Genomic DNA, 25,683 nt, shown 5'->3' with positions numbered 1-25,683 from the left:
TTCCTCCCCGTTACTATGGTACGGTATCCCAAAAGAATTGGGAAGGGATTTTTCGCTGTTTTCTATCAAATTCATATGATAAATTGACAGAATCGTTAAAAGTAGAATAGCGTTTCATGAACATTACATGGTAAAATAGAAACACTGGATTTTATTTTGAAGGAGAATTGTAATATGGTTCAATTGATTTTAATCTTGGTCCTGGCTTATCTTCTTGGTTCGATCCCTTCCGGCTTAATTGTAGGCAAAGTGTTTTATAAAATTGATATTCGTGAGCATGGAAGCGGAAACTTAGGAGGAACTAACACGTTCCGAACTTTGGGTGTAAAAGCTGGACTAGCCGTTACATTGGCTGATATTTTGAAAGGTACTTTAGCGGCGGCATTGCCGGTTATTTTTTCTATTGACATGAACCCGCTGCTTACGGGTATGCTAGCTGTTATTGGACATACGTACCCTATTTTTGCAGGCTTCCGCGGCGGTAAGGCTGTTGCTACATCTGGCGGCGTTTTACTATTCTGCTCCCCTTATTTATTTATTACCATTCTGATTGGATTTTTTATTAGCCTTTACATAACAAAGTATGTTTCACTATCATCCATGATAGCTGGAGTGATTGCTATCCTGTATGTAGTGCTTTATGGTTTAATCAAATCGTGGGATATCCCTTTATTAATAGTTGTCTTTTTATTAGTGTCGTTTGTCATTTATCGACACCGTGCCAACATTAAACGAATCATGAATAAAACGGAACCCAAAATAAAGTGGTTATAAAGGTTTTAAAAAACGGAGCTGTCGGTATTCCCGGCAGCTCCGTTTTTTAAATGGTTAACAATTGAAAGCTTCCTTTCCCCGATTCATCCCTTACGTAATCCAGCTTTGTATGATCAAAGTAAGGAAAGTCTTTTTCATGAATTAGGATTTGTAAATCACCAAATTCAAAGGTAAGGTCCCCTTGTATTTTCCGCTCTTCCAGAGACAGATTTAATTTTGGAGTCCCTCAGCCAATGCCCATGCTTAAACGCAATAATAGTTGTTCCTCATCAAAGGTCTTCTCTTGATTAATAATTTGAATGAGAACATGATGGGCTGGTTCCGTCACCTTAAACATGATAGCACCTCATTTCCAAAATTTTGTCGAATGAGAGGATACAAATTTCCACATAAATATATTATAGTATGGTCAAAGACTATAAAAATAATATGCTTACCAAAGCACTAGGGAGTAGGTATGATGAGAAAACCGATTATTACCTCGATCGCATTAGTTCTTGGTTGCAGTATAATTGCCTTTGGCTTATTTAGACAGCAATCGAACAAACCGAAACCGCTTCCAAAGGTTTACTCGGCAGAGATCCACAAATATCGGCCGATTCAAAAAACCATTCGCGTCATAACGCAACAGGTCACAGTAGGTGCGATTGGGGATGTACTGATTCATAGCCCCGTTTATCAGGATGCTTTTAATGGATCGCAATATGATTTTGACCAAATGTTCTCCAGTGTAAAACCTCTATTAGAAAAAACCGACATCCTTACCGCCAACCAAGAGAGCACACTTGGTGGAGTAGAATTAGGACTCTCTGGATATCCTACATTTAATAGTCCGCACGAAGTGGCAGATGCTCTCGTCCATACCGGAGTTGATATCGTCTCCACTGCGAACAATCACTCATTAGATAAAGGGGAAAAAGGAATTCGGTCAGAAACGGCCTATTTAGAAAGTATTGGGCTGCCGCATGTAGGAAGTTTCCAAAATGAACAAGATCAGCAGCGTTTACGAGTCATCGAAAAAAATGGAATTAAACTTGCCTTTCTTTCCTATACTTACGGCACCAATGGAATCCCTGTACCTGAAGGAAAAGACTATCTCGTAAATCTAATTGACCGAGATAAAATGAAAGAAGAAATTCAGCGTGCAAAAGCAGCGGCAGATGTCGTCATCATGAGTATCCATTGGGGGAAAGAATATCAACGGTTTCCTACCGAGGACCAAAAGGACTTAGCAGCTTTTCTTGCCAATGAAGGGGTAGACATCCTGTTTGGTTCCCATCCACATGTCCTTCAGCCAATGGATTGGATTGAAACAACTGATGGCAGAAAAATGTTCGTCATCTATTCATTGGGAAACTTTATCTCCGCTCAACATGGTGACTATAAAGATATTGGTGGTCTTGCATCTGTTGAAATTACCAAGCGCGTGTCAGAACAAGGAAGTAAAATTGAGCTCTCAAATCCTGCTTTTTATCCGACCTATGTCACCAGCCAAAAGCATCGAAATTTCCGTGTTGTCCCGCTCGAACAAGCGGGTTCAGCTGGTTTGAAAAATGCAGAAGCAAAATACCGGGAAATCCAACAGCATATGTCGCAATGGCTAAAGTAGTTTTTTGACTACCAAAGGCAAATCCATTAAATTCTAAAGAAGAACTGTCTTTAATCGTTTTATTAACGACAGTTCTTCTCATTTTAATTTTATTTTGTCTTTAAGAGGCCATATTAACGACAATTTTCTCAGTTTTCTATTTGGTTTTGTCTTTAATGGGTTTTATTAACGACAATATCCTCAATTTCGTTTTGGTTTTTGTCTTTAAGAGCCTTTATTAAAGACAGTCATTTTGCTATCTATTTTTCCAGATGTGCTCCAAGCGTCCTTCTTTTCTTAAGATCTCTTCCTGCTTTTCACCAATTAAATCAAAGTGTGAATAGCCATCTTTACGGTGGTCAATCCATTCTTCCTTAAGTCCGTATTGCTTACCCCATGCGGCCAGCTTTTTCAGGTCATTACAGCCTACTTTCGTGACGGTTTTATATCCCGGGAATCGAGCATCTAGCCAATAATGAGTTAAAAAGGCAATTTCACCTTGGTCAATTTTGCGTTTCCATTCTGTCACATCTTGTCTTTTGATTCCAAACGCCAACCTTTTCACCCCATCCAATGTGCCAAAACATTATTTTTTCTTTACTTCTTCATATTTACGGTACCACTCAGGAAAAGCCCTTTTGAAGGCGGTCGGCCTAAAATTATCTTTTTTCACAATGATATGCGTTGTTTTTCCTTCGGCGCAAACTTCCTCATTTCCATTGATGACACTATAACCATAAATCGTCTTAATTCCATCATTCAGCTCTACCCAGGTTTTAACGAATGCTTGATCACCATAGCGCAATGGCTTCTTATAGGTTACCTGGACATCATAAACAGGTGCATAGTAGCCGCTCTCTTCCATATCCACATACTTGTAGCCTAAATCCTCGATAAAGCCGGTCCGGCCCAGTTCAAAAAACTTCAAATAATTCGCATGATAAATTACACCCATCATATCCGTGTCTGCATAATATAGCAGGATCTCTCTAGTTGATACAAAATAATCTTCCACTCCAATCTTCCTCCCCATTATCGATATTAGATTTTATTCTTAACAGCCTTAACATCGGCTTCTTCTAGTAAAATTGCTTTTTCATCTAGATTTTCAATGGTTTCCTCTTTCATCAATCTCGATGCTTGCGCTTGAATCATTTCATCGACCATGTTGGTCGCAAACCGGCCGTTGCCATGATGCTTTGCTTCATTCAACATCTCTAGGAGCAGTTGCTTCGCTACCTCCGTCAGCTGATAGTGATATCGGCTAGCATAGGAATCCATGATGGAAAGCAGCTCTTCCGGTGAGTAATCAGGAAAATAAAAGAATTTCTTGAAGCGTGAGCGAAGTCCTGGATTACTCTCAAGCAGTTCGTCCATTTCATTGGGGTATCCCGCCAAAATCACGACTAAGTTTTCATTATGCTTGGTCATCTCATCAACAAGCGTATCAATGACTTCTTTTCCATAATCTCCTGATGTGTTGCTGAGCAAGGAGTAAGCTTCGTCAATAAACAATACGCCTCCAAGGGCTTCTTTAATTTTCTGCTTTGTTTTACCTGCCGTTTGTCCAACATAACCTGCGACAAAATCCGCTCTGCTGGAAACAATTAAATGGCCTCGTTTTAATATGCCACATTCTTTTAGTAGTTCCGCATAAATTTTTGCAACGGTCGTCTTCCCGGTTCCTGGCCTGCCAGTAAACACAGAATGAAGCTGAATTGGCACGGCCGGTAACCCTTTATTTCTTCTGAACTGCTGCATTCTTACAAATGAGAACAAGGATCGCATCTCCGTTTTTAACGATTCCAGCCCAATTAATTGGTCTAGCTGTTCAAGCGGACTTAATTCCTTGGTCTCGCGTTCGACGACAAAATCCTGCTGATCTAACAACATATACCTTAAAATATCCTCTTCATCGTCGTGGTCAGAACCCTTTTTAAAAATAGCCTCCAACACAATATTCCTTACAGTTCTCGCGTTGCCGAAGGTTTCATCTACCCGCTCCTGTTCAATTCGATGAGCAAGCTCTTTCTTGGCTGCTTCTGTTAAAAAATAATCATTTTCCGCTGCCGCCTTTTCAGCAATTTGGATTAGCTCATCATTGGTGTAATTAGGCAAATGAATAAAATTGGACTGAGGAAACCGGCTTCGGAGACCTGGGTTGGCATCGATAAACGAACGCATTTCCTCCGGATATCCAGCCAAGATCACCGCAAATTTACCGCCGTATTCTTTTCCGGTCATTAACGAAACGAGCGTATCAATGGCAGCTTGTCCATAATCGTTTCCTGTCTGGCCTTCCCGTTTTAAGCTATAGGCTTCATCAATAAACAACACGCCGCCTATTGACCGCTCCACCATACTTCGGACGTTTTCTTCCGTCTGTCCCATATACGAACCAACTAATTGGGCACGGTTGGTTTCAACCACTTCTTCGCGAGGCAAAACACCCAGTTCATGATAAATCTTAGCCAGCAAACGGGCTAAGGTGGTTTTCCCGGTCCCTGGATTACCAGTTAAAATCATATTAAGACTAAGTTCGTCTTTATTTTTTAAGCCCATCTTTTTACGATGTCTTTGGTACTTTAAAAACCGATAATAATCATTAACACGCTTTTTAACCGATTCCATCCCGATTAACTCATTCAGCTGTTCTAAGGCATTTTTGTCCGATGGAGCAGGTTGTTCTTCTTGAAGAAATAGCTTTTCCCATTCGCTCTTTAATTCTTCCACCTTCGATAAATGGAGTTTTAATTCATCTATGTAAGCCGCCGTATGAAACACGCCAATGATGGATTCCTCATAGTCTTCAGAAGCTTTTAACAATTTGCCTGTTTCTTCGATAGCAGAAGCTAGCAAATCATAGAGCTTCTGATACTGTTGGAAGACATCTTTTCCAATCAAGCTAGAGGCAATATCTTTTTTATGTTGAAGGTCTTGAAATCGTTCATCTGCTTCCGATAAAAAGCTTTGGCAGATTTCAATGTACTGCTCGGCTACCTTCTTTTTCGCCGAACGATTGTCGGTTTCTCTAATTGGCGGGAAAGAAAGCGGGGACATAACATCCTTAAGTTTTTTCCATTCCACACCAATCGTGAATTCCATCGCCCATTTGTTAGCAGGATTGAGCTTCAATGCTTTTTCCACTAGGGCAGCTGCTAAGGAATCATCCTGGTTCCGTCCAAGTCTTGAACGGGCTGACAAGGTTAATAGTTGAGATAATAGTACAGGATCCTTTTCCTGGCTAATAGCTGCAATTAACGTGCTCTCCTCCTGGATAAAGCCTGTACTTGATATTTCTTTCTCCCATTCAAGTATTTGCTGTTTATAGTCAACCATTCCGTTTCTTTGTTGGTTAATATTCAAGTTCATCACATCTCTATATCAAAATTTCTCTTCTATCTTACCATAGGATGCTTTGTTACAAAAAATAAAGGCATTGTGAGATAATAAAAAGGACCGGTCCGAAAAAGAACTGGTCCTTGAAAAATGGTTATTGTTGTGAGTCGTGGGCTTCGTCTTTGATTTCCGAACGGAAAGAGGCGATGCTTTCCCGTCTGCGTTCATTTTTTGCTTCTATTTCTTGACGTTGAGTTTCGCTGTCAGTAAAACGAAGAGATTCCTCTGCGGCTTCCATATTCTCAATCGTATTATGGACCATTGCCTGCAGCTTTTCTACATTATCGCTTCGATCGTCCGGATTTGGTTTATTGTTGTAGGTCATTCGTACTCCTCCTTTGGTGGTGTGATTGGTACAGATATAGTTTGTAACGGCAGGGTAAAAATATTACAGAAAATTAAGGCGAAAACGTGAAAAAGACCCGACAGGCTTTAGGGCCAGCAGGTCTTTTCTTCCATCATTATTCACCTTTTGTTTGAATCACTTGGGCGTGATCTCCTGATGTATCATTCATTTTCTTACCTTTGTTCCCGGAAAATCCGCGAGGCTGTGTTCCCAGATGTTCAGGTACATGGTGCTTAGAGTCACGTTTTGGATTACTCATCATGATCCCCCCTTACTTACATTTTACCCGGATAGCCAGGGAAGCATGATTGGAAAACTTTATGTTACTCAGCTTTATTGAGGCGCTTTGCTTCAATGCGCTGCTCGATTTTTTCTAATGCCGCACTGTCTTTTAAGAGTTGGGATTTATTTTCAGAAACGAGTTCTGCAAAAGAACGTTTTCTTGGCTTTCTCATCGGTATTCACCTTCCTTACTAACGATTGTAACAGTAATTATGCCCGCAAACCCTTTCAATTATTACAACTTTTTGAAAATTTAAGCGTTTTTTGGTTCTTTACTCATAGAAAAAGACGTTGGTTATCCAACGTCTTTCCTATGCGGAGTAGGCCAGTATTACTATTATTTTGGCCGATATGTCTAGGTTACTGCAATTGTTCTGCAAATCCCTTCATCTGATCCAATGTCATAGCGCCAGAAAATTTATTCTGGATCACTCCTTTGCTATCAACGAAATAGCTAGTAGGAATAGATAAGATTTTGTATTTAGTGTTTACAGTATCATCGCTATCAAGCAGTACCGGGAAAGTGAGTTTGTATTCATCAACAAAAGCTTGAACATCGTACTGGGGATCAATGTTAATCGCAAGGATGGTAATATCATCGCCAACCTCTTGATGAAACTTCTCCATATCAGGCATTTCTGCTTTACATGGTGGGCACCAGGTTGCCCAGAAGTTAATCATAACTTTTTTCCCTTTTAAATTGGAAAGCTTAACGGTTTCACCAGTCAAAGTCTTTAATTCAAAATCCGGCGCTTTATTTTTAATCGCCAAACCTTCTTCAGCTGTTGTAGCTGTAGTATCTGTACTTGCGGTTTCGGGTGTTTTGCTGTCTTTATTCACTGCTTGAACAATTGCTACAGTCAGTAAACTTATCAAAAGGACAGCAGCAATTACTTTTTTAATCATCCCGAATCACTCCTTCATCCATAATTCGCTACATAGAATTTTACACTATTATCCCAGTCATAACAAAGCTTGTTTATTTGGCTAATTTGTGAACTTTAATAAGAGTGAACAAGGAACCCGTACCCGGCTTACCTTTAATTAACTAAGAAGCTGTTTTTTCTCCTTAAGGAGCTTGGCAAACTCGAGATCCAGCTCCGCGTATTTTGGGTCTTTGCTGTCCGTTAAGGATAACTCTCCCAATATCGCCGTTATCTTGTTTTCAATGACCATTAGTGCTTCTTTTTTGTTATCCCTAGAGTTAGCTTGTTTATTATTAAAATATTCCTCTGCTGTCATTTCAAGCCGCGTAACCTTTTGATTTTCAAAAACCAAAAGCCGGTTGCATAGCTTAGTTAAAAAATAATAATCGTGGGAAACTGTTAGAATGGTTCCGCTGAATTCTGCCAAAGTATTTTCAAGCTGTTCCCTGCTTGGCAAATCAAGGTGATTCGTTGGCTCATCTAGTATCAGAACATCGTAGTCTTTCATTAATATATCAGCCAGCTTTACCCGCGTTCTTTCCCCCAAGCTTAATACACCGATAGGTTTTAAAATTTGCGTTTCTTTTAAGCCTAAGTTTGCCAAAATCGTCCGTGCTTTGTAGATTCTCTCCCTGTCTGTGAAACCCAACGCTTCTAGAACATTTTTATCAGCAGGTAAGTCATTAACGTCCTGGCTTAAGTAAGCCATTTTGATCGATTCACTCCGCCACAATTCTCCATCAGATGAAGTTTCCTCACCATGGATCATTTTTATCAGAGTCGTTTTGCCACAGCCATTTGCACCCACCAAACCGATTCGTTCGCCATGGTTTACATAAAAGTTGGAAGAAAGGAATAACGGCCTGCCGGGAAAAACTTTTGTAAGCTGTTTAGCTTCCAAAATACGTTTTCCTCTTTTTCCGTGATTTTCAAATTCAAACCTCACCTTTACTTCATCTTCAGGTTTTTCAATTTTATTTTTAGATAGCTCGTTTTCCAACCGTTTCATTTTCGATTTAACTTGGTTATCTAACTTCTTGGCTTTGACACGATGGTATTCTTTAAAGCCTTCCGGACGTTTGGTTGGACCATTACCTTTCTTGGTGGAATCACGATGGGCTTTTTCCGACCATGATTTTAACTGCTGCATTTGCTTTTCAATATTTTCAATTTGCCGCTGTTGGATCTGGTACTGATGTGATTGGGCCTCGATTTGTTTCTGTTTATCTTCTTTATAGGCACTGTAATTTCCGTTGAAAAATTTGATTCGGCCATTGTCTAGTTCAAAAATACGAGTAACCGTTTGATTTAAAAAATGGCGGTCATGGGAGATGAGCAGAACAGGTCCATTAAATTTTTTCAATTCCTTAACCAGCCACTGCAGTCCTTGATAATCAATGTGATTGGTTGGTTCGTCCAAAATAAGAAAATCTGGCTTAGAGGCCCAAACCATCGATAAGGCGAGTTTCAATTTTTCTCCACCACTTAAATGAGCTAACCGCTGCTGTTCCCATTTATTTACTTTACGAAGACCCAATTGACTGGCAATTTGGTACAATTCGTGATCTGAAGCAACCGCAAGTGAGTTTTTAAAATCATTGACCTCATAATCAATTGACTGGGATAAATAACCGATTCGTAAATAATCGGGTTTATCAATCACCCCTTTATCAGGAGCGAGTTTTCCAAACAAAATATTCGCAAGTGTTGTTTTTCCGGTCCCGTTGTAACCAACCAGACCAATTCTCTCACCAGCTTTAATGTCGAAATCAATTCCATCAAGAACTTTTTTTAACTCAAAGCTTTTTTCTAAGCCTTTAACTTTTATGATTGTGTTTGTAAGCATAAAAAAACCCCTTCACGTCACCTGAAGAGAGTTATGTCGTAAATTCCATATAAAAACATCATTAAATAAACCACATGAGGGGTTTATAGAATATGCATTATAACGATTTGGACATAAAAAAGGACATACTAATCCTATTCTTCAGGGTAACATTTTCGTTTATTCGAATCTGTTCTGAAAAATAAGATTAAAATTTCATTGGCCCTTTGTTCATTCCTTTTCGTTAAGATACCTCTATAGTAATGAAAACCAATACATATTGTCAATGGTTTCCTGTAAGGAAAAACACCATGCCCCATCGGACATGGTGTCTATCAAGCTTTTAGGCTTGTAATTTCTCACGAAGAACCATTTGCAGAATTCCGCCGTGACGATAGTAGTCAACTTCCACTTCAGAGTCGAAGCGCACAACTACTTCGAATTCTTTCTTGTTACCATTCTCGTCGGTAGCAGTCACTTTCACAAGATCACGTGGTTTTACGTTTTCATCCACCTGAACTTCGAATGTTTCTTTACCAGATAAGCCTAATGTTTCAGCGTTATCGCCTTCTTTGAATTGTAGCGGAAGAACACCCATTAACACTAGGTTAGAACGGTGGATACGTTCAAAGCTTTCAGCAAGAACGGTTTTAATGCCAAGGAGGTTAGTACCTTTAGCAGCCCAGTCACGGGAAGAGCCCATACCGTAATCTTTTCCGGCAACAACCATTAGGCCAGTACCATCTTCTTTGTACTTCATGCACGCATCGTAGATAGAAGTAACTTCGCCAGTTGGCCAGTAAGTCGTAAAGCCGCCCTCAGTGCCTGGTGCGATTTGGTTACGGATACGAATGTTTGCAAATGTACCGCGCATCATAACTTCATGGTTACCACGGCGAGAACCGTAAGAGTTGAAGTCACGAGGCTGCACGCCTTTTTCTAACAAATACTTACCAGCTGGAGTATTTTTGCCAATCGCTCCTGCAGGTGAAATATGGTCAGTTGTGACTGAATCACCGAATTTACCAACAACACGAAGACCAGATAAAGGTTCAACAGTGCCCGGTTCTGGTGATAAGCCTTCAAAGAATGGAGGATTCGCAATGTAAGTAGAATCTTCATCCCATGTATATAATGGCTCATTGCTTGTTTTGATTTGGTTCCAGCGCTCGTTATCGCCAAATACGTTCTCATATTCTCTGCGGAACAGTTCTGGTGTAACCGTACGTTTAACCACATCATATATTTCAGATGTAGATGGCCAAATGTCCTTGAAGAATACATCATTTCCATCTTTATCTTTACCGATAGCTTCGTTAGCAAAGTCGATGTTTACAGTACCAGCAAGTGCATAAGCAACTACTAATGGCGGTGAAGCAAGGTAGTTGGCTTTAACAAGCGGGTGAATACGTCCTTCAAAGTTACGGTTACCTGAAAGCACAGATGTAACTAAAAGATCGTTTTCAGCGATTGTTTTTTCAATTTCTTCTTTTAATGGACCGGAGTTACCGATACATGTTGTACAGCCATAACCAACAAGGTTGAAGCCGATTTGCTCTAAGTATGGAAGCAATCCAGAATCACGAAGGTATCCAGTTACAACCTTAGAACCAGGAGCTAAAGATGTTTTAACGAACTTAGGTACTTCCATACCTAATTCGACAGCTTTTTTCGCAACAAGTCCTGCGCCAACTAAAACATATGGGTTAGATGTGTTGGTACAGCTTGTAATAGAAGCAATCGCAACAGCACCTGTTTTAATGGTTGTTTCATCACCATTATTAAATTTAACAACAGCTGACTTTTCAAGCTCATCTGCTTGTAAGCCGAAGCCTTGGTTTCCTTGTGGAGCAGAAACTGCCTTGACAAATTCTTCTTTCATTTTGGAAAGAGGAATTAAGTCTTGTGGACGTTTAGGTCCAGAAAGGTTTGCTTCGATTTCAGCAAGGTCAATTTCAATGACATCTGTATAAACTGGCTCAAATGAAGGATCAAAGAATAATCCGTTTGCTTTGCAATATTCTTCGACAACTTTCACTTGATTCTCGTCACGGCCAGTTAGGCGCATGTAGTTTAGTGATTCGTTATCAATAGCGAAGAATCCGCAAGTAGCACCATATTCAGGAGCCATGTTAGCAATCGTTGCACGGTCTGCAAGTGGAAGTGAAGATACACCCGGGCCGAAGTATTCAACGAATTTACCAACCACACCATGTTTACGAAGCACTTGGGTTACTTTTAAAGCAAGGTCAGTTGCAGTAGCGCCATTTGGAAGTTCTCCAGTCAACTTAACCCCCACTACTTCAGGCACTGGGAAATAAGATGGCTGTCCAAGCATACCTGCCTCTGCTTCGATACCGCCAACGCCCCAGCCAAGAACGCCAAGACCGTTAATCATCGTAGTATGAGAGTCTGTTCCTACTAAAGTATCAGGATAGGTTTCTAGTTCTCCATCAACCTCTGAAACATGAACAACATCAGCCAAGTACTCAAGGTTTACTTGGTGAACGATACCAGTTGCTGGCGGAACAGCACGATAGTTGTTAAATGCTTTTTGAGCCCAGCTTAAGAACTGGTAACGCTCAGCATTCCGTTCAAATTCAAGATCCATATTGACTGCTAGTGAATCAGGAGTTCCATAAGCATCAACTTGTACTGAGTGGTCAATAACCAGATCAACCGTTTTTTCCGGATTGATTTTGTCTGGGTCGCCGCCTAGGTCAGCCATTGCTTTTCTTAATGAAGCAAGGTCAACAACTGCAGGCACCCCTGTAAAGTCTTGAAGAATAACACGAGATGGCTTAAATGGAACATCCACTTCTTTCAGCTCATCTGTACCCCATTTAGCTAAATTTTCAACATGCTCTTTTGTAATAACACGGCCATCATATTGGCGGAGCACGGATTCAAGTAATACCTTTACAGAGTAAGGCAGTTTGGATACTTGGCCAATGCCGGCCTCTTCTAACGCATTTAAACGGTAGTAGTTATAACGCTTGCCGTTTGCTTCAAAGGAAGAACGTGCGTTAAATACATCATTTTTCACCATGTTTTTACCCCCTTATTCGTATGCATTCGCTAAAAAACGAAAAGTTTGAATATTCCCATTCGGCTTAACTTTTCTCACAACTCTAATCTTAATACAAGCGATTACATAAGTAAATAACAAGAAAGTTATTGTGTTTGATAAGTTTTACTTATTTATTTTATGTAATTTGTTCGGAATATTTCGAAAACACAATAAACATCTTGGATTTAATGAGAACAGTAAGTCCGAGGGCTATCCTCTATTATTATGGCAAAAAAACTTTCATTTGTCATTTATTTCGCATGAATGGAAATAGTAAAAATATTAGGAGGTGAAACGAATGGCAAAAGGAAAGGCAAATCATGTACGGCCTGGAATGAATGCGGCGAAAGCACAAGGCAAAGGTGCCGGTTTTAATGAAGAAATGGGAATGGAACCACTAACGGAAATGGAAAAGCTTAACAATAAAAAACGAAAGAAAAATCAATGATTTGGTTTCTATATCTTTTTAATAAACGAAAAAAGCGGATGCACGTTTCCGCTTTTTTCAAAAGTTGATTTTCAGTTTATTCCTCAAGATTAACTTCTTGGACAATGTTCTGCAAATCTCTTTGGAACTGTTCCAGCTGAGGCCTCTGAGTTTCAGATGCTACTTCCAGTGCGTTTTCAATTTGTTGATAAGCCTCATTTACTTCATCTTTTAAATGTTTCAGCTGATGCCCATAATTTGCACTGTCACTGACAATGGTTTCGTATAGTCCTTGAGCATTTTCAAATCCCTGCTGAGCTGCTTGAAATGCTTCTTGTTTGTTTTTATTATAAGGATTTCTTTGCATTGCTGCTTCTCCCTTCGTGTTATTACCCTTTAAATTGCTCGACACTTCAGGAAAATATTCAGCATAAAATGACATAATGATTCCATCCTAAAACTATGAGGAGGGATACAAATGACCAACAAAAATGATGGCGCAGATATGCGAAAAAACGCGCCTAAGCAATCTGGGCAGCCTGAGCCGCTTAGCGGTTCCCATAAAGTAAAAAATCGCAATCACACCCGCCAAAAAAGCAAATCACATCATGATATGTAAAAAAAACGGCTGACTCCACATAAGTTGAGTCAGCCGATCAAAATTCTTATTGTCCTACGGTATATAAGGCGTCTAACAACGTAGCTTCCTCGTTTGGTGCCACAGTTCTTAAGTCAATCATAAATTCATCTCTTTGAATTCTGCCGACAACGGCCGGGCTTGTTTCGGTACGCAATTTTCTCCCTAGCTGCTCAGCCGATAAGGTAACATGCTTTAGGGAGATCACGGTAGACGGCAATTCCACATCCGGCATTGTTCCTCCACCAACCTGGCTTGTATCCTTAAAGATTGTAGCTTGATAGCGGTCAGTCAATTGTAATAATTTTGTAACAAATCTTCTGGCCCTGTCGTCTAATTCAGTAGCAGGCACCAGTAAGTCACGAATGGTTGGAATATTTTGAATGGCTTTCCCGCCTCGGGCATAATCTATTAATGTACCCTCAAGAGCAGCAAGGGTCATCTTGTCGACCCGTACAACACGGGCCAGTTGATGCCTCTTCAATTGGTCAATAATCGCTTTTTTCCCGGCAATAATGCCTGCCTGAGGTCCTCCGAGCAGCTTATCACCGCTAAAAGTAACAACATCAGCCCCCATGTCAAGAACATCTTTTACTACTGGCTCTTCACCAATACCATGTTTACGAAGATCGTACAGTGCACCACTGCCAAGGTCCTCGTAGAAAATCAGTCCTTCCTGGCTTCTTGTAATCTGAACGAGCTCCTCAGTCTCAACTGTATGAGTAAAACCAATCACCTTAAAATTGCTGGTATGTACTTTCATAATAATTCCTGTTTCAGGAGTCAGAGCCCTTTGGTAATCGCTTAAATGGGTTTTGTTCGTTGTGCCAACCTCTACTAGCCTGGCACCGCTTTCCTCCATAATTGAGGAAATCCGGAAAGAGCCGCCGATTTCAACAAGCTGTCCTCTGGAAACAATCACTTCTTTATTCTCTGCTAATGCCCTTAAAACAAGATAAACGGCTGCAGCGTTATTATTAACCACCATGGCACTTTCTGCACCGGTAATTTCTTTAAGAAGGCTTTCAATGTGACTATGCCGGGAACCTCGCTCACCTTCCGTTAAATTATATTCAAGATTGGAATAATTTCTTGCTGTCTCAACCACATGCTGGATAGCAGATTCACTTAACCGCGCCCGACCTAGATTTGTATGTAAAATAGTTCCGGTAGCATTAATAACTCGTTTTAAAGTAAAGGAAAACTGTTGTTTGATTTGTAATTTTAAATGTTGAAAAATCTCATCAGTAAATTTAGGAGTACCAGGAATAGCGCCATCCCATTCATTTTGAATGATGGAATTTCTAATGTTCTCAATTACCTCTTTTAGATGTTTTGTTAAAGAGGCGGAATCCAAATCCGTCTCCTCTAAAAGAGTTAAAAATTGTCCATGATGCTGCAACACATGGATCGGGGGAATTGCGCGTAAGCTTTTTTTCACAGTTAAAAACTCCTTCACATATCCTTGGTATGCCTATTATATCACTTTTTACACCTTTTTTAACTGTCTGAATAGAATGATACAAGCAAGGGGGATCGTGGAATGAGAAAGAGAAGAATACAATCAAAACTGTCTGTTGACGATGAGCGGATGGAACGATTTCTAAGGGAATATTTTTTGGATCCGTTAACCTCGCTGGCGGACCATAATCAATTTAAGATCGATATTTACGAAACAGAAAATGACTGGATTGTTGAAGCCTATATGAATGATTTTTCGAGCTCAGAAATAACGGTCAAAATCACTGGTAACCGGTTGATAATTAATGCACAAAAACATTCTTATACTAATCCTTCACCCTTTCCACAACGGAATCGAACCATTGACTTCCCCTTCCCCATTATCGACCATTGCGTAACCGCTTCATTTGAAAATGAGGTGCTTGAAATTGTTATATCAAAGACGAATGCAGGTCAAGGAAAGGACCGGTATATTACGTTGCCATAGATTTTCTTTTTTACACCTAGTTTACATAATATAATTACCGGATACAAATACCCTCATACCATTTGGGCATGAGGGTATTGTTTTATTTTTGGGAAATAATTTGAATCATGTCTTCGGTATCAGGAAATACACCTGTATCGAGTTTGGAGTAAATTTTTTCACCATTTAAGGTTACTTCAAACGCCCCACCAGAGCTTGGGATCAGTTCTAGTTTTTCAATATCCCGTCTAAAATGTGTAAACAATTCTTCCGCGAAACTCGCGGCTTTTGGCGCATAGTTTCATTGCATGCAAAATTCAACAATAATATGATAGTTTTTCATTGTGCTTACCCCCTATTGGAGAAATATTTAGTAAGTAGAAATATTTTATCTAGATTATTAGTATTCCGCAAATCTTTTGCACTTATCGTGCGGTTTCATAAGGAAAGAGGTATACTAGTGGAATGGAGGTGAGCATAGTGAGTGAACAAGAAAAAATCCGCTTGACTTCAATGTCCACAAAAGCTGGCTGAGGCTGCAAAATTGGTCCTGAAGACCTGACGCAAGTTTTGCGTCTTTTACCGAAACAAGATCCTGTGCCAGAATTAATTGTCGGAAACGAAACAAGCGACGATGCAGGTGTGTACAAATTAACTGATTCGATTGCCTTGATTCAAACGGTTGATTATTTTACTCCCATAGTGGACGACCCATATATGTTTGGACAGATTGCGGCGGCTAATTCTTTAAGTGACGTCTATGCAATGGGCGGTGAGCCCAAAACAGTCATGAATATTGTCGGCTTCCCGATTAAAAAATTGGGGGCACAAGTGCTTGGAGATATCTTGCGCGGTGCGGCCGATAAAGTAAAAGAGGCTGGCGCCCTTACAGTTGGCGGCCATTCGGTTGATGACCAGGAACCAAAATTTGGTTTATCGGTAACCGGGCTGGTTCATCCTGATAAGGTTTGGAAAAATGTTGGTGCCAAGCCAGGCGATGTTCTAATCTTAACCAAGCCGATTGGCGTGGGAATTATGACGACCGGGATCAAGCGCGGTGCGGTAACAGCCGAACAGGAAAGAATCGTAACGGAAACGATGGCTATGCTAAATAAATCAGCGGCAGAGGTGTTAACCAACTATCATCCGCATTCTGTTACCGATGTGACCGGATTCGGGTTACTAGGACACGGAAGCGAAATGGCCCGTGGCAGTAACGTTAGCTTTGAGATTTCTCTTTCCCAAGTACCAATTCTCAATGGTGCTGTGGGGCTTGCGAAAGATGGCGTGGTTCCTGGCGGTTCCAAGTCGAATCATAAGTGGCTGAGCGGTGATGTGGTTTATGAAGACATTCTTCCTGAGGAACAGCTGGTTCTTTGCGACGCGGTTACGTCCGGCGGCCTATTAGTCTCGATTAGTGAAGAGGAAGCAAACAGTTGTGTTGAAGCATTGCATTCTAAGGGTATAGCTGTTGCATCCATCATTGGCCGGGTAACAGAGAAAAAGGACAAATTGATTTATGTTACAAGATAACAGCGAAGCGAGTTGCAGCTTCGTTGTTTTTTTATGTTTGCATTTGGTCATTGCCCTTTCATGTGGACAAGAAGCAACCAAATCTTAAAGAATCTGTCCTCATAACGGCTTCATGAAGTCAAAAATAAGCAATTCTTTAATGTTCTGTCTTCATGACTGCCTTTTGAGGACAACCAAACAAGTAATTCTTTAAGTTTTTGTCCTCATGGCTGATTCTTCTTTAGGTACATGGTCTGACCTAAAATTCCCAAGCCATTATGGCTTGGGAATCTCTAAGTTAAGCTTTTGCCGTAGTTTGCTAATCATATCCTCCGTCATCTTATCTAAATCAAACTCATAATGGAACCCCCACTCCTGCATTGCAGCAGAGGCATCAAGCGAATTGGGCCAACTTTCTGCTATCTGTTGCCGGCAAGGATCCACATCATAATCCAGTTTGAAATCGGGAATCTGCATCCTGATACTGGCCGCAATCCCTTCAGGATCAAAGCTCATAGCTGTCACATTAAACGAATTGCGGTGAACCAGCCGAGACGAATCTGCTTCCATCAAATCAATAATCGCATTCAAGGCATCAGGCATATACATCATATCCATAAATGTCCCTTTCGCGATATAGGAGGTATACTTTTTCTCCTGAACCGCTTTATAATAGATGTCAACCGCATAATCGGTGGTGCCTCCCCCTGGCTCCGTGACATGGGAGATTAATCCAGGGAACCTTAAACCCCGAGTATCCACACCATATTTATAAAAATAGTAATCTGCTAAAAGCTCACCAGCCACTTTATTGACACCATACATGGTAGTAGGCCGCATAATCGTATCCTGCGGGGTATTGTCTTTAGGAGTAGACGGGCCAAATGCGCCAATCGAGCTGGGAGTGAAAAATTGCAACTTCAATTCTCTTGCCGTTTCCAGGGCATTTAGCAAGCCACCCATATTTAAATTCCAGGCAAACACGGGCATCGCCTCCGCAGAAGCGGATAAAATGGCTGCCAAATGAACAATGGTGTCCACCTGATACTTGGTGGCTATTTTCATCATCTGCTTAAAATCAGTCACATCTAACACTTCGAAAGGACCGCTTTGAGCAGCCTCGCTGTCATTTTGTCTAATATCGGTTGCAATAACATTGTGCGCACCATAGATGTTTCTAAGCTTTAAGATGAGTTCCGAACCTATTTGGCCGAGGGCCCCTGTTACTAAAATACGCTTCATGGTGGTTTCTCCATCCTTTACAGATTAAATAACACCCATTTCCTTGCCTACTTTTTCATAAATAATAATGGCTTTATCAAGCATTTCTTTCGTATGGGCTGCAGTCGGCATATTGCGCACTCTCCCTGTACCGCGTGGAACCGTTGGGAAAACGATGGCTTTGGCATAGACCCCTTCTTCGATTAGGCGCTTACTGAACTGCTGTGCTAACGTTTCTTCCCCGATGATGCAGGGAGTAATCGGTGTTTCACTGTTCCCGATATGAAAACCGACTTTCTTTAATCCCTGTTTTAAATAAGTGCCATTTTCCCAAAGCTTATTATTGAGCTCCGTGCTCTCCATCAATATTTCTATAGACCGGATACAAGCTGCTACATCTGCCGGTGTTAATGATGTCGAGAACAAAAATGGACGGCTGCGGACCTTTAGCCAGTCAATCAGGTTTTGCTTTCCGGCCACATACCCTCCAACCACACCGATTGCTTTTGATAGAGTACCTATTTGAAAGTCAATTTTGTCAGAAAGACCAAAATGTTTGACTGTTCCAGCTCCCTCACCCAGTACACCAGAGCCATGGGCATCGTCTACATATGTAATGAGGTCAAATTCTTCGGCAATTTTCACAATTTCCGGTAGTAACGCTATATCTCCATCCATAGAGAACACGCCATCGGTTATGACCATGACTTTATTGTATTGACCAGATTCCGTTGCTTCCTTGGCCTTTGCTCTTAGGTCGTCCATGTCCGAGTGGTTGAAGCGGATGATTTTGGCTTTAGAAAGCCGGCAGCCGTCAATGATGGATGCATGGTTTAATTCATCCGAAAGAATGGCATCATTTTGGTCCATAACAGCGGAAATGGCCGCCATATTACAATTAAATCCGGATTGGTAAGCAATGGCCGCTTCTGTATGTTTGAACTCTGCTAACTTTTTCTCTAATTCCACATGTAGCTTTAATGTGCCATTAATGGTCCGGACCGCACCTGCACCAACCCCGTATTGCTTGATGGCATCTACGGCCGCTTTTTTCAAACGTTCATCTGCAGCCAAACCCAAATAGTTGTTAGAAGAAAGATTAATTAGCTCTTTCCCATTAATGGTGATAACAGGGCCATTGGCACTTTCTAGTGGATCAATGACATTATAGAGACCCTTCTCCTTTAAATCTTCAAGGTTTTCATTTAAAAATTTCACTAACTGTTTACTAGACACCTGAATCTCCCCCTTGATTTATGATGTTTCTAAAAAAATACAATTGTCCACTCAGTAAAGACATTTGTAAGCGAGGCCAACCGCTATATAATAACATTTCCTTACTTATAATTTATCATAAAATTTTAAAAGTGTTCATATACAGTGGACATTAATTTTGAATTTTTTATTTGGTAAATATGTTTCAAAAATTAGCTTTGGAAAGGTTTCCATAACACGAACAAAATTAAAGATAAATTATATTTCATTCGGACTTTTACGAAAAAGGGTTGAAAAACCATGTTGTCATGATATAATTTGATTAACTTAAAAGGTATCACTCATATAATCGCGAGAATATGGCTCGCAAGTTTCTACCGGATTGCCGTAAACAATTCGACTATGAGTGGGTAATGAAGGATACCAGCTTCATTAGTGGTCTTCTATTTTATTCCTTATGGACGTTTAAGCCCAAAGGTCATTGCCTCACTCTAATGTGTGAGCGATAACCTTTGGGCTTTTTATTGTTTAAGGAGGCTGTTTTATATGAAACTACTAGAAGACAGAATTAAGAAAGACGGAAAAGTTTTATCAGAACATGTGCTAAAGGTGGATTCTTTTTTAAATCATCAAATGGATCCTGTTCTCATGCAGGAGATTGGTAAAGAGTTAGCTACCTTGTTCGCTAAAGATGAAATTACCAAAATCGTCACGATTGAATCGTCCGGCATTGCTCCAGCCATCATGGCCGGATTATATCTAAATGTACCGGTTGTATTTGCCAGAAAAAGAAAACCATTGACATTGACAGAGGATTTAATTTCGGCTGCTGTCCATTCTTTTACTAAAAACGAAACCAACGAAATTTCTCTTTCGAAAAAATATTTGGATGAACAAGATCGAGTGTTAATTATTGATGACTTTTTAGCCAATGGCCAAGCTGCTTTGGGCCTGATTCAATTGGTGCAGCAAGCCGGTGCCGATGTGGCCGGCATAGGGATTGTCATTGAGAAGTCGTTCCAGCAAGGTGCAGAGATACTCAAAGAAATGGGAATTCGCGTCGAATCTCTAGCACGAATTCAGTCACTATCAAACGGAAACGTAACTTTTATCAATGAAAAAGTGGAGGAATTGATGAAATGAAATTACATCCAATGAAGATAGCCTCATTAGGAATTCAACATGTTTTGGCGATGTACGCCGGTGCCGTTATTGTTCCGCTGATTATTGGCGGTGCGCTTGGTTTATCCAGTGAGCAACTGGCCTATTTAGTTTCTTTAGACATATTAACAAGCGGCATTGCGACCTTGCTGCAGGTATGGCAAAACCGATACTTTGGCATTGGGCTGCCTATTGTTTTGGGATGTACTTTTACGGCAGTTGGTCCAATCATCGCCATTGGCGGGCAATATGGTCTTTCCGCCATATACGGATCGATATTGGTTTCAGGAATTGTTGTCATGCTAATTTCCAGATATTTTGGAAAGTTAATTCGCTTCTTTCCTCCAGTTGTTACAGGTTCTGTTGTAACAATTATTGGAACCACTTTAATCCCTGTGGCAATGAATAATGTGGCTGGCGGCCAAGGAAGCCCTGACTTTGGCTCAATTTCAAATATCGTTCTAGCGTTTGGAACGTTAATTTTTATCATTATTCTTTACCGTTTTTCCAAAGGATTTGTACGGGCTATTTCGATTCTTTTAGGACTGATTGCCGGTACCATTGCTGCTGCTTTTATGGGTAAGGTTGATTTTTCTGCAGTTGGAGATGCATCCTGGTTCCATATGGTAAGCCCATTTCATTTTGCTGTACCATCCTTTGAACTCGCTCCGATTATCACGATGACATTGGTGGCAATTGTCAGTCTGGTAGAATCATCTGGCGTTTATTTTGCTTTGAGTGACATCACGGGAAGAAAACTTACCGAAGACGATTTAGTCAAAGGTTATCGTTCTGAAGGTTTGGCAAGTGTGATTGGTGCTTTGTTCAACTCCTTCCCGTACACCACTTTTTCGCAGAATGTCGGGCTTGTCCAATTTTCTGGTGTAAAAGATAAACGAGTCATTTATACCGTCGGTGGAATACTCGTATTCTTAGGTTTTCTTCCAAAAGTGGCAGCTTTAACAACGGTCATCCCTACCTCAGTTTTGGGCGGTGCAATGATTGCGATGTTTGGTATGGTTATTGCGTCTGGAATCAGAATGTTGAGCAAGGTTGATTTTTCTTCACAAGAAAATTTATTGATTATTGCCTGCTCCGTTGGGGTAGGACTGGGCGTTACCACAGTTCCAGACTTGTTTGCCAAGCTTCCTGAAACCATCAAGATTCTCTCCAACAGCGGTATTGTTGCCGGAAGCCTTACAGCCATTATTCTTAATCTTGTATTTAATGTGATGAAAAAGCCAATGAAGCAAAACCAAAAATTAAACAATTCGAAGGGTCAAACTGTAGCATAAAGCACTCTTTAATATCCGACATATTACTATGTAAAATATGTCGATACGTTGCCTACATTTTCTTAACGAAAATAGTATAAATGAGGTGACGTCAATGAAAAGAAAACGTGTTTTAGGCAGAAACGTAAAAGAAGAAACTGAATTAGTAGCTTTTACATTTGAACAAGCATATGAATACTTCCTTTCATCGAAAAAAGCTGAAGGATTAAGAAATCCCACCTTTACAAGTTATCATGAGCATTTTCATTTTTTTAGAAATTGGTTAAATGAGTTTCATGCTGAAGTTATAACCATTAACCAGTTAACAACTCAAACTGTAAGACTATATATAAATTATTTAAGGAATGACCATTTTAATTACAAAACTAAGCAATACGGTCTATCAATTCAAACAACTAATGCTCGTTTAAGATTTCTTAAAACCTTTTATAACTTTTTAGAGAAAGAAGAATTAGTTAATGTAAATCCTCCTGAACAAGTCAAGTTTATAAAAGAGGATGAAAGAATTTTTCACCCACTTAATGAAATTGAAATGCAAAAATTATTGAATGTCCCAGACACTAGCCAGTACCCTCAATTTCGTGATAAGTGTATAATGTTTCTTCTTTATGACACTGGATTAAGAATCAAAGAAGCGATAAGTATCACTATTGATGATCTTGATTTAAGCGGAAGAAGAATAATATTACCTGCCGATAAAGCAAAAGGAAGAAAATCAAGAATAATACCGTTATCGGGTATAGTTATTAAAATGCTAATCGAATTAATTTCAGAAAACCAAACTCATTTTGAAAACAGAAATCTGTTTTTAAACTGGTATGGGGAACAAATGGCTGAAGATACTTTTAGAAGAAATCTCACTAGGTATGTAAAAAAAGCAGGAATTAATAAAACATTTACCTGTCATGATTTTCGAAGACAATCAATTACAGAAATGTTAGCTTCAGGTGCTTCACTTTTTGCTGTTCAATCTATTGTTGGACATAGCCAAATAAGCACTACCAAAAAATATGTTCACTTTGACGAACAAATAATAAAAAATCAACATGAATTATATAGTCCTTTAGTAAAAGTAAAGAAAAGAGGTAAATTAAGATAACAAAGAAAAAGACGGTACATTCAGTATCGTCTTTTCTTAATGAACTTCAAATAATATTAAAATTAAAAGTGACAAAAGTAGCCACTCATTCAACAAACCCACTCCACAAAACTAGGGATTCTTAGAAGTCCCTTTTTTGTTAAGTTCCTATATTTAACTTTCATTTTTATTTTAGGATCAAAGTAAATGAACTTATCATTTTCCTCAACAATAAAGTCTTTAGATTGCTTATAGAATTCCCTCCTGTTTGCAGTAGGCATGAACTCCATTAGTCCAGCGTACTCCCCACTTTCAAAGTTCAGCAGCAATCCAAAGTCATTTTTCCGTAAGCCGGATATACAAACATTCTCATAAGTATAATTAATCACCTTTAACCAATCATTGGAACGCTTATTAATCTGATATTTAGATTCAGAACGTTTCTGTACTATCCCCTCTAATTCATTCTGCTTTATCAATTCAAAGTATTGTTCAGCATTTCCTTCAATCCATTTAACTTTATTTAATATTGGAGTATCCTCTGTAATGACTTCTTCAAGTATTGCTTTTCTTTCAATCAAGGGTAAGTTAGAAATCCTTTGACTATTAAAATAAATAATATCGAATACACAAAATGATATACTGTGTTCTGACTTTTTAGACATAAACCTTTCCATAACCGATTCAAAATCTGGTCTACCCTTGTCATCTGATACAATGATTTCACCGTCTAAAACAGTCCCATCAGGTACAGGAATATTAATCAACTCAGGGAACTTAGAAGTAATATCATTATTATGTCTGGTATAAATTTTCACTTGATTATTGAACTTTGTCCAAATGGTACGGAATCCATCAAGTTTCAATTCTGTAATATATGAATCATCATCAAAAGGATGATCTGTCTTTTGTAATAGCATTGGAGATATAAACATAAAAGCACCTCATAGTAATTTTAACATGAGGTTTGATTATTACTTTATGGTAATTAAATGTAAATTCTAGTCACTATTACCAGTAATGTTATTAGATTTCAGCAACCTTTTTACTAACTTCTCCATATCTAACTAACCTTCATACGTTACAGTTCCTATACCTTTTATATAGAATGTTTTCTCATCTATTTTTTTATAGTTATTATATAAATACAAAAATGATATGTAAAAATATTCCATTAATACCAAATAAGTTAATAATAAGCAAAAAGAGCAGCTTTTACAGCTACTCTGACTATCTTTAACTTAAAGTTTCATTTAGATAATGAAAAGAATGATTTATATCCAAAATTTACTCATATACACTAATATGTTTTTTATTGTTAAATAATAATGCAAACACGTTGAAAAACGTGGACGCAAAACTATAGGGACTAAGGTGTATTTCACTACGTCAGCCAGTTGCCACTTTATTTTAAAGTGGAGATTCAAAAATAGAATCTCAAAAAGGGGAAAAGTCAATATGGAACAATCTAGAAAAGAGAGAATTGCACAATTAGCTTCTGGATCAAAATCTTCATTTAAAAAGAAGATAGCAGGCGCAACTTTAGCCTTCGGTCTACTTGTTGGAGGAACAGGAGCATTTGCTGCTATGAATCCTGTATTCTTATCTCAGATTAGTGATTATGCTAATAGTATTTTCGGTACAAAAAATACAGACATTACTAACACAGGTGATTCAGAAAAAACAAATGCCGTCACTTCTTTGAGCGGATTTTTATCTGATCTTAAAAATAAAATTCAGACAGAAGTTGGTAGTTGGGGAGATACTGAAAAAGCAAGAGTAACTAAAGAAATTACTGACCATAATGATGAATTACAAACACAAGCAGATCAGCAGGCAACTACTGATATTGCTAACAAACAAGCTGAGTTAACTAAGACCGCTAATACAAAAATTCAAGAGGGTAATGATGCTTTAGATGCAAAATTCAATGAGTTGTTCCCTTCATCAATTACACCTTAATATACTAAAACCAGCTTTTAGCTGGTTTTTTTGTACTGAAGTCTATTACTTTATTGTAACTATACCTCTACCTTCTAACCATTGGTTGTAATTCACATAACTTTGTTTTAAAAAATACCTTATATATAAACTCACGATCAGTTACTATAATTTTATCGGTTACATAGGCAGCAACGTGCATTCTCATACTACTGTCCAATATATAAATTTCACCAACCGCATTGCTTAAACCAGTAATTATCTCTTCAATTCTTTTGAAATTTTCATATGACTCTTCTCTAAGTATTTCTTGTGTGTATGTGTTGCAAAACTGAATGATATGTTTCATAGAACTCATAGAACACCTCCAAATTTAGGTACACATAAGCATAATCTACTTTGAAAGCGTTTTATTAATATAATTGTGAAAGATTATCTAATTTTGAATTGAAGTTAATTTTCCATTCTCAAAGTATAAATAATTCCCCCCACCATAAACCCATTGTTCATGAGTCCCAAATTGAGTAATAGTTGTGTTTATGTCTTGTGGTTTTCCCCAAGAAGAATTTAATACCGCTTCTTTTGACATTCCAATACTAACTCCGTATTTTCCTTTTGAATTCTGTTTCCTCTTATCAATTTCTATTTTTAAATTATTGATATACTCCGTTACTTCTGGTAACGGTTTAGTTATATTGTTTAAAAATACTTCTGGCAGCGAAACTTCACCAACAATATAAATTAAGTCTGGATTATTGTAAAAATTATCATAGGCACTAGCTATGTTAAAGAAATTCTCTCCTATATTATCAGTTCTTGCATTTGTCTTTTCCATAATATAGGAAAACAAATTAAGCTTCATATCACCTTGAAAATCCAGAATATCTACTCTTGCCGACTCATCGTTTTTATTTGGCTTTCGTTCTCTACCTTTTTTTTAGTAAATTGTGCTATTGTATCAGTGACATCAACTTTTAAATTATTTTTGGTATCCAAGTCTAATTGATCAAAAAATCTTTTTGCAGTATATAGAGAATTCTGTAATTGTCAACTGAAATT

The 25,683-nt window shown here is 38.9% G+C and carries 26 protein-coding genes, 1 pseudogene and 2 riboswitches; of the genes and pseudogenes, 10 read left to right on the top strand and 17 right to left on the bottom strand.

All coding sequences use genetic code 11. The annotated features are described in order from the left end of the window. Positions 1-174: 174 nt before the first annotated feature. Both plsY and BN2425_RS06875 read left to right on the top strand, forming a co-directional pair. On the top strand, positions 175-774 hold the full coding sequence (gene plsY / locus BN2425_RS06880) for a glycerol-3-phosphate 1-O-acyltransferase PlsY (RefSeq protein WP_042456747.1): 600 nt from the start codon (positions 175-177) through the stop codon (positions 772-774). 457 nt (positions 775-1,231) lie between these two features. Next, the gene (locus BN2425_RS06875; protein WP_042456744.1) at positions 1,232-2,383 is read left to right on the top strand and encodes a CapA family protein; all 1,152 of its coding nucleotides are present in this window, start codon (positions 1,232-1,234) and stop codon (positions 2,381-2,383) included. 235 nt (positions 2,384-2,618) lie between these two features. On the opposite strand, the gene BN2425_RS06870 is transcribed toward BN2425_RS06875, so the two are convergent. The 9 genes from BN2425_RS06870 to acnA form a co-directional block, all read right to left on the bottom strand. After that, on the bottom strand, positions 2,619-2,918 hold the full coding sequence (locus BN2425_RS06870; RefSeq protein WP_042456741.1) for a hypothetical protein: 300 nt from the start codon (positions 2,916-2,918) through the stop codon (positions 2,619-2,621). A gap of 30 nt (positions 2,919-2,948) precedes the next feature. Then, the gene (locus BN2425_RS06865; RefSeq protein ID WP_042456738.1) at positions 2,949-3,395 is read right to left on the bottom strand and encodes an acyl-CoA thioesterase; all 447 of its coding nucleotides are present in this window, start codon (positions 3,393-3,395) and stop codon (positions 2,949-2,951) included. Between the two features lie 8 nt (positions 3,396-3,403). Further along, positions 3,404-5,734: an AAA family ATPase gene (locus BN2425_RS06860; RefSeq protein ID WP_406603185.1), complete on the bottom strand. Its 2,331-nt coding sequence runs from the start codon at positions 5,732-5,734 to the stop codon at positions 3,404-3,406. A gap of 121 nt (positions 5,735-5,855) precedes the next feature. Beyond that, positions 5,856-6,086 (bottom strand): small acid-soluble spore protein Tlp, encoded by a 231-nt coding sequence (gene tlp / locus BN2425_RS06855; protein ID WP_042456735.1) that lies wholly within the window; start codon positions 6,084-6,086, stop codon positions 5,856-5,858. Between the two features lie 136 nt (positions 6,087-6,222). Continuing rightward, positions 6,223-6,366 carry an acid-soluble spore protein N gene (locus tag BN2425_RS06850; RefSeq protein ID WP_042456732.1) on the bottom strand — a complete coding sequence of 48 codons (144 nt, stop codon included), beginning with the start codon at positions 6,364-6,366 and terminating at the stop codon, positions 6,223-6,225. A gap of 64 nt (positions 6,367-6,430) precedes the next feature. Next, positions 6,431-6,562, bottom strand: a complete 132-nt coding sequence (locus tag BN2425_RS06845; RefSeq protein ID WP_042456729.1) for an FbpB family small basic protein — start codon at positions 6,560-6,562, stop codon at positions 6,431-6,433. A gap of 187 nt (positions 6,563-6,749) precedes the next feature. Next, positions 6,750-7,295 carry a peroxiredoxin family protein gene (locus tag BN2425_RS06840; protein ID WP_042456727.1) on the bottom strand — a complete coding sequence of 182 codons (546 nt, stop codon included), beginning with the start codon at positions 7,293-7,295 and terminating at the stop codon, positions 6,750-6,752. 138 nt (positions 7,296-7,433) lie between these two features. Beyond that, a complete protein-coding gene (gene abc-f, locus BN2425_RS06835; protein WP_042456724.1) occupies positions 7,434-9,161 on the bottom strand; it encodes a ribosomal protection-like ABC-F family protein in 1,728 nt (575 codons plus the stop codon). Between the two features lie 322 nt (positions 9,162-9,483). Continuing rightward, positions 9,484-12,189: an aconitate hydratase AcnA gene (gene acnA / locus BN2425_RS06830; RefSeq protein ID WP_042456722.1), complete on the bottom strand. Its 2,706-nt coding sequence runs from the start codon at positions 12,187-12,189 to the stop codon at positions 9,484-9,486. Between the two features lie 319 nt (positions 12,190-12,508). On the opposite strand from acnA, the gene sspO reads away from it, so the two are divergent. Next, on the top strand, positions 12,509-12,658 hold the full coding sequence (sspO, locus tag BN2425_RS06825; protein ID WP_042456719.1) for a small acid-soluble spore protein O: 150 nt from the start codon (positions 12,509-12,511) through the stop codon (positions 12,656-12,658). A gap of 76 nt (positions 12,659-12,734) precedes the next feature. Here the strand turns inward: sspO and BN2425_RS06820 are convergent, their stop codons facing one another. Further along, on the bottom strand, positions 12,735-13,004 hold the full coding sequence (locus tag BN2425_RS06820) for a hypothetical protein (protein ID WP_042457133.1): 270 nt from the start codon (positions 13,002-13,004) through the stop codon (positions 12,735-12,737). Positions 13,005-13,115: 111 nt separating this feature from the next. Between BN2425_RS06820 and BN2425_RS06815 the strand changes: the two genes are divergently transcribed. Then, positions 13,116-13,256 (top strand): small acid-soluble spore protein P, encoded by a 141-nt coding sequence (locus tag BN2425_RS06815; RefSeq protein WP_042456716.1) that lies wholly within the window; start codon positions 13,116-13,118, stop codon positions 13,254-13,256. A 46-nt stretch (positions 13,257-13,302) separates the two neighbouring features. Here BN2425_RS06815 and selA read toward each other — a convergent pair whose 3' ends face one another. Then, positions 13,303-14,715 (bottom strand): L-seryl-tRNA(Sec) selenium transferase, encoded by a 1,413-nt coding sequence (gene selA, locus BN2425_RS06810; protein WP_042456713.1) that lies wholly within the window; start codon positions 14,713-14,715, stop codon positions 13,303-13,305. A 102-nt stretch (positions 14,716-14,817) separates the two neighbouring features. On the opposite strand from selA, the gene BN2425_RS06805 reads away from it, so the two are divergent. After that, the gene (locus BN2425_RS06805) at positions 14,818-15,222 is read left to right on the top strand and encodes an Hsp20/alpha crystallin family protein (protein WP_042456710.1); all 405 of its coding nucleotides are present in this window, start codon (positions 14,818-14,820) and stop codon (positions 15,220-15,222) included. A gap of 82 nt (positions 15,223-15,304) precedes the next feature. Here BN2425_RS06805 and BN2425_RS06800 read toward each other — a convergent pair. Then, positions 15,305-15,490 (bottom strand): annotated as a pseudogene (locus tag BN2425_RS06800) (Rdx family protein); the annotation flags it as partial. Between the two features lie 224 nt (positions 15,491-15,714). On the opposite strand from BN2425_RS06800, the gene selD reads away from it, so the two are divergent. Beyond that, positions 15,715-16,734, top strand: a complete 1,020-nt coding sequence (gene selD, locus BN2425_RS06795) for a selenide, water dikinase SelD (RefSeq protein ID WP_406603186.1) — start codon at positions 15,715-15,717, stop codon at positions 16,732-16,734. 255 nt (positions 16,735-16,989) lie between these two features. Here the strand turns inward: selD and BN2425_RS06790 are convergent, their stop codons facing one another. Both BN2425_RS06790 and BN2425_RS06785 read right to left on the bottom strand, forming a co-directional pair. Beyond that, entirely contained in the window at positions 16,990-17,955 is a 966-nt protein-coding gene (locus BN2425_RS06790) for an L-threonine 3-dehydrogenase (protein ID WP_042456701.1), read from the bottom strand. Between the two features lie 24 nt (positions 17,956-17,979). Next, the gene (locus BN2425_RS06785) at positions 17,980-19,170 is read right to left on the bottom strand and encodes a glycine C-acetyltransferase (RefSeq protein ID WP_042456698.1); all 1,191 of its coding nucleotides are present in this window, start codon (positions 19,168-19,170) and stop codon (positions 17,980-17,982) included. A 300-nt stretch (positions 19,171-19,470) separates the two neighbouring features. Then, positions 19,471-19,572: riboswitch (purine riboswitch) on the top strand. Positions 19,573-19,695: 123 nt separating this feature from the next. Between BN2425_RS06785 and BN2425_RS06780 the strand changes: the two genes are divergently transcribed. The 3 genes from BN2425_RS06780 (at position 19,696) to BN2425_RS06770 (ending at position 22,704) form a co-directional block, all read left to right on the top strand. Then, on the top strand, positions 19,696-20,292 hold the full coding sequence (locus BN2425_RS06780; protein ID WP_042456695.1) for a xanthine phosphoribosyltransferase: 597 nt from the start codon (positions 19,696-19,698) through the stop codon (positions 20,290-20,292). Beyond that, positions 20,289-21,605, top strand: coding sequence for a nucleobase:cation symporter-2 family protein (locus BN2425_RS06775; protein WP_042456693.1), 1,317 nt, complete (start codon positions 20,289-20,291; stop codon positions 21,603-21,605). The genes BN2425_RS06780 and BN2425_RS06775 overlap by 4 nt, the downstream gene beginning before the upstream one ends. A 94-nt stretch (positions 21,606-21,699) precedes the next feature. Then, positions 21,700-22,704, top strand: coding sequence for a tyrosine-type recombinase/integrase (locus BN2425_RS06770; protein ID WP_042456690.1), 1,005 nt, complete (start codon positions 21,700-21,702; stop codon positions 22,702-22,704). A gap of 89 nt (positions 22,705-22,793) precedes the next feature. On the opposite strand, the gene BN2425_RS06765 is transcribed toward BN2425_RS06770, so the two are convergent. After that, complete coding sequence (locus BN2425_RS06765) at positions 22,794-23,618, bottom strand: ATP-dependent DNA ligase (RefSeq protein ID WP_042456686.1); 825 nt, start codon at positions 23,616-23,618, stop codon at positions 22,794-22,796. A gap of 384 nt (positions 23,619-24,002) precedes the next feature. Next, positions 24,003-24,088: riboswitch (cyclic di-GMP riboswitch) on the top strand. A gap of 53 nt (positions 24,089-24,141) precedes the next feature. On the opposite strand from BN2425_RS06765, the gene BN2425_RS22465 reads away from it, so the two are divergent. Further along, the gene (locus BN2425_RS22465) at positions 24,142-24,645 is read left to right on the top strand and encodes a hypothetical protein (protein ID WP_042456683.1); all 504 of its coding nucleotides are present in this window, start codon (positions 24,142-24,144) and stop codon (positions 24,643-24,645) included. Positions 24,646-24,712: 67 nt separating this feature from the next. Here BN2425_RS22465 and BN2425_RS06760 read toward each other — a convergent pair whose 3' ends face one another. Both BN2425_RS06760 and BN2425_RS06755 read right to left on the bottom strand, forming a co-directional pair. Then, positions 24,713-24,982 (bottom strand): hypothetical protein, encoded by a 270-nt coding sequence (locus BN2425_RS06760; protein WP_042456680.1) that lies wholly within the window; start codon positions 24,980-24,982, stop codon positions 24,713-24,715. Between the two features lie 78 nt (positions 24,983-25,060). Then, positions 25,061-25,486, bottom strand: coding sequence for a hypothetical protein (locus BN2425_RS06755; protein WP_052352792.1), 426 nt, complete (start codon positions 25,484-25,486; stop codon positions 25,061-25,063). Between the last annotated feature and the right edge of the window lie 197 nt (positions 25,487-25,683).

It is taken from the genome of Neobacillus dielmonensis (assembly GCF_000612665.1).
Classification (GTDB): Bacteria; Bacillota; Bacilli; order Bacillales; family Cytobacillaceae; genus Neobacillus; species Neobacillus dielmonensis.
The sequence above is the reverse complement of the archived record's forward strand: the minus strand, read 5'-3'. Positions and strand labels throughout refer to the sequence as shown.

Coding starts and splice junctions, on each gene's coding strand:
- plsY (WP_042456747.1), top strand. CDS start 175: ATGGTTCAATTGATTTTAATCTTGGTCCTGGCTTATCTTCTTGGTTCG.
- BN2425_RS06875 (WP_042456744.1), top strand. CDS start 1,232: ATGATGAGAAAACCGATTATTACCTCGATCGCATTAGTTCTTGGTTGC.
- BN2425_RS06865 (WP_042456738.1), bottom strand. CDS start 3,395: ATGGGGAGGAAGATTGGAGTGGAAGATTATTTTGTATCAACTAGAGAG.
- BN2425_RS06860 (WP_406603185.1), bottom strand. CDS start 5,734: ATGAACTTGAATATTAACCAACAAAGAAACGGAATGGTTGACTATAAA.
- tlp (WP_042456735.1), bottom strand. CDS start 6,086: ATGACCTACAACAATAAACCAAATCCGGACGATCGAAGCGATAATGTA.
- BN2425_RS06850 (WP_042456732.1), bottom strand. CDS start 6,366: ATGAGTAATCCAAAACGTGACTCTAAGCACCATGTACCTGAACATCTG.
- BN2425_RS06845 (WP_042456729.1), bottom strand. CDS start 6,562: ATGAGAAAGCCAAGAAAACGTTCTTTTGCAGAACTCGTTTCTGAAAAT.
- BN2425_RS06840 (WP_042456727.1), bottom strand. CDS start 7,295: ATGATTAAAAAAGTAATTGCTGCTGTCCTTTTGATAAGTTTACTGACT.
- abc-f (WP_042456724.1), bottom strand. CDS start 9,161: ATGCTTACAAACACAATCATAAAAGTTAAAGGCTTAGAAAAAAGCTTT.
- acnA (WP_042456722.1), bottom strand. CDS start 12,189: ATGGTGAAAAATGATGTATTTAACGCACGTTCTTCCTTTGAAGCAAAC.
- sspO (WP_042456719.1), top strand. CDS start 12,509: ATGGCAAAAGGAAAGGCAAATCATGTACGGCCTGGAATGAATGCGGCG.
- BN2425_RS06820 (WP_042457133.1), bottom strand. CDS start 13,004: ATGCAAAGAAATCCTTATAATAAAAACAAACAAGAAGCATTTCAAGCA.
- BN2425_RS06815 (WP_042456716.1), top strand. CDS start 13,116: ATGACCAACAAAAATGATGGCGCAGATATGCGAAAAAACGCGCCTAAG.
- BN2425_RS06805 (WP_042456710.1), top strand. CDS start 14,818: ATGAGAAAGAGAAGAATACAATCAAAACTGTCTGTTGACGATGAGCGG.
- BN2425_RS06790 (WP_042456701.1), bottom strand. CDS start 17,955: ATGAAGCGTATTTTAGTAACAGGGGCCCTCGGCCAAATAGGTTCGGAA.
- BN2425_RS06780 (WP_042456695.1), top strand. CDS start 19,696: ATGAAACTACTAGAAGACAGAATTAAGAAAGACGGAAAAGTTTTATCA.
- BN2425_RS06775 (WP_042456693.1), top strand. CDS start 20,289: ATGAAATTACATCCAATGAAGATAGCCTCATTAGGAATTCAACATGTT.
- BN2425_RS06770 (WP_042456690.1), top strand. CDS start 21,700: ATGAAAAGAAAACGTGTTTTAGGCAGAAACGTAAAAGAAGAAACTGAA.
- BN2425_RS06765 (WP_042456686.1), bottom strand. CDS start 23,618: ATGTTTATATCTCCAATGCTATTACAAAAGACAGATCATCCTTTTGAT.
- BN2425_RS22465 (WP_042456683.1), top strand. CDS start 24,142: ATGGAACAATCTAGAAAAGAGAGAATTGCACAATTAGCTTCTGGATCA.
- BN2425_RS06760 (WP_042456680.1), bottom strand. CDS start 24,982: ATGAGTTCTATGAAACATATCATTCAGTTTTGCAACACATACACACAA.
- BN2425_RS06755 (WP_052352792.1), bottom strand. CDS start 25,486: ATGAAGCTTAATTTGTTTTCCTATATTATGGAAAAGACAAATGCAAGA.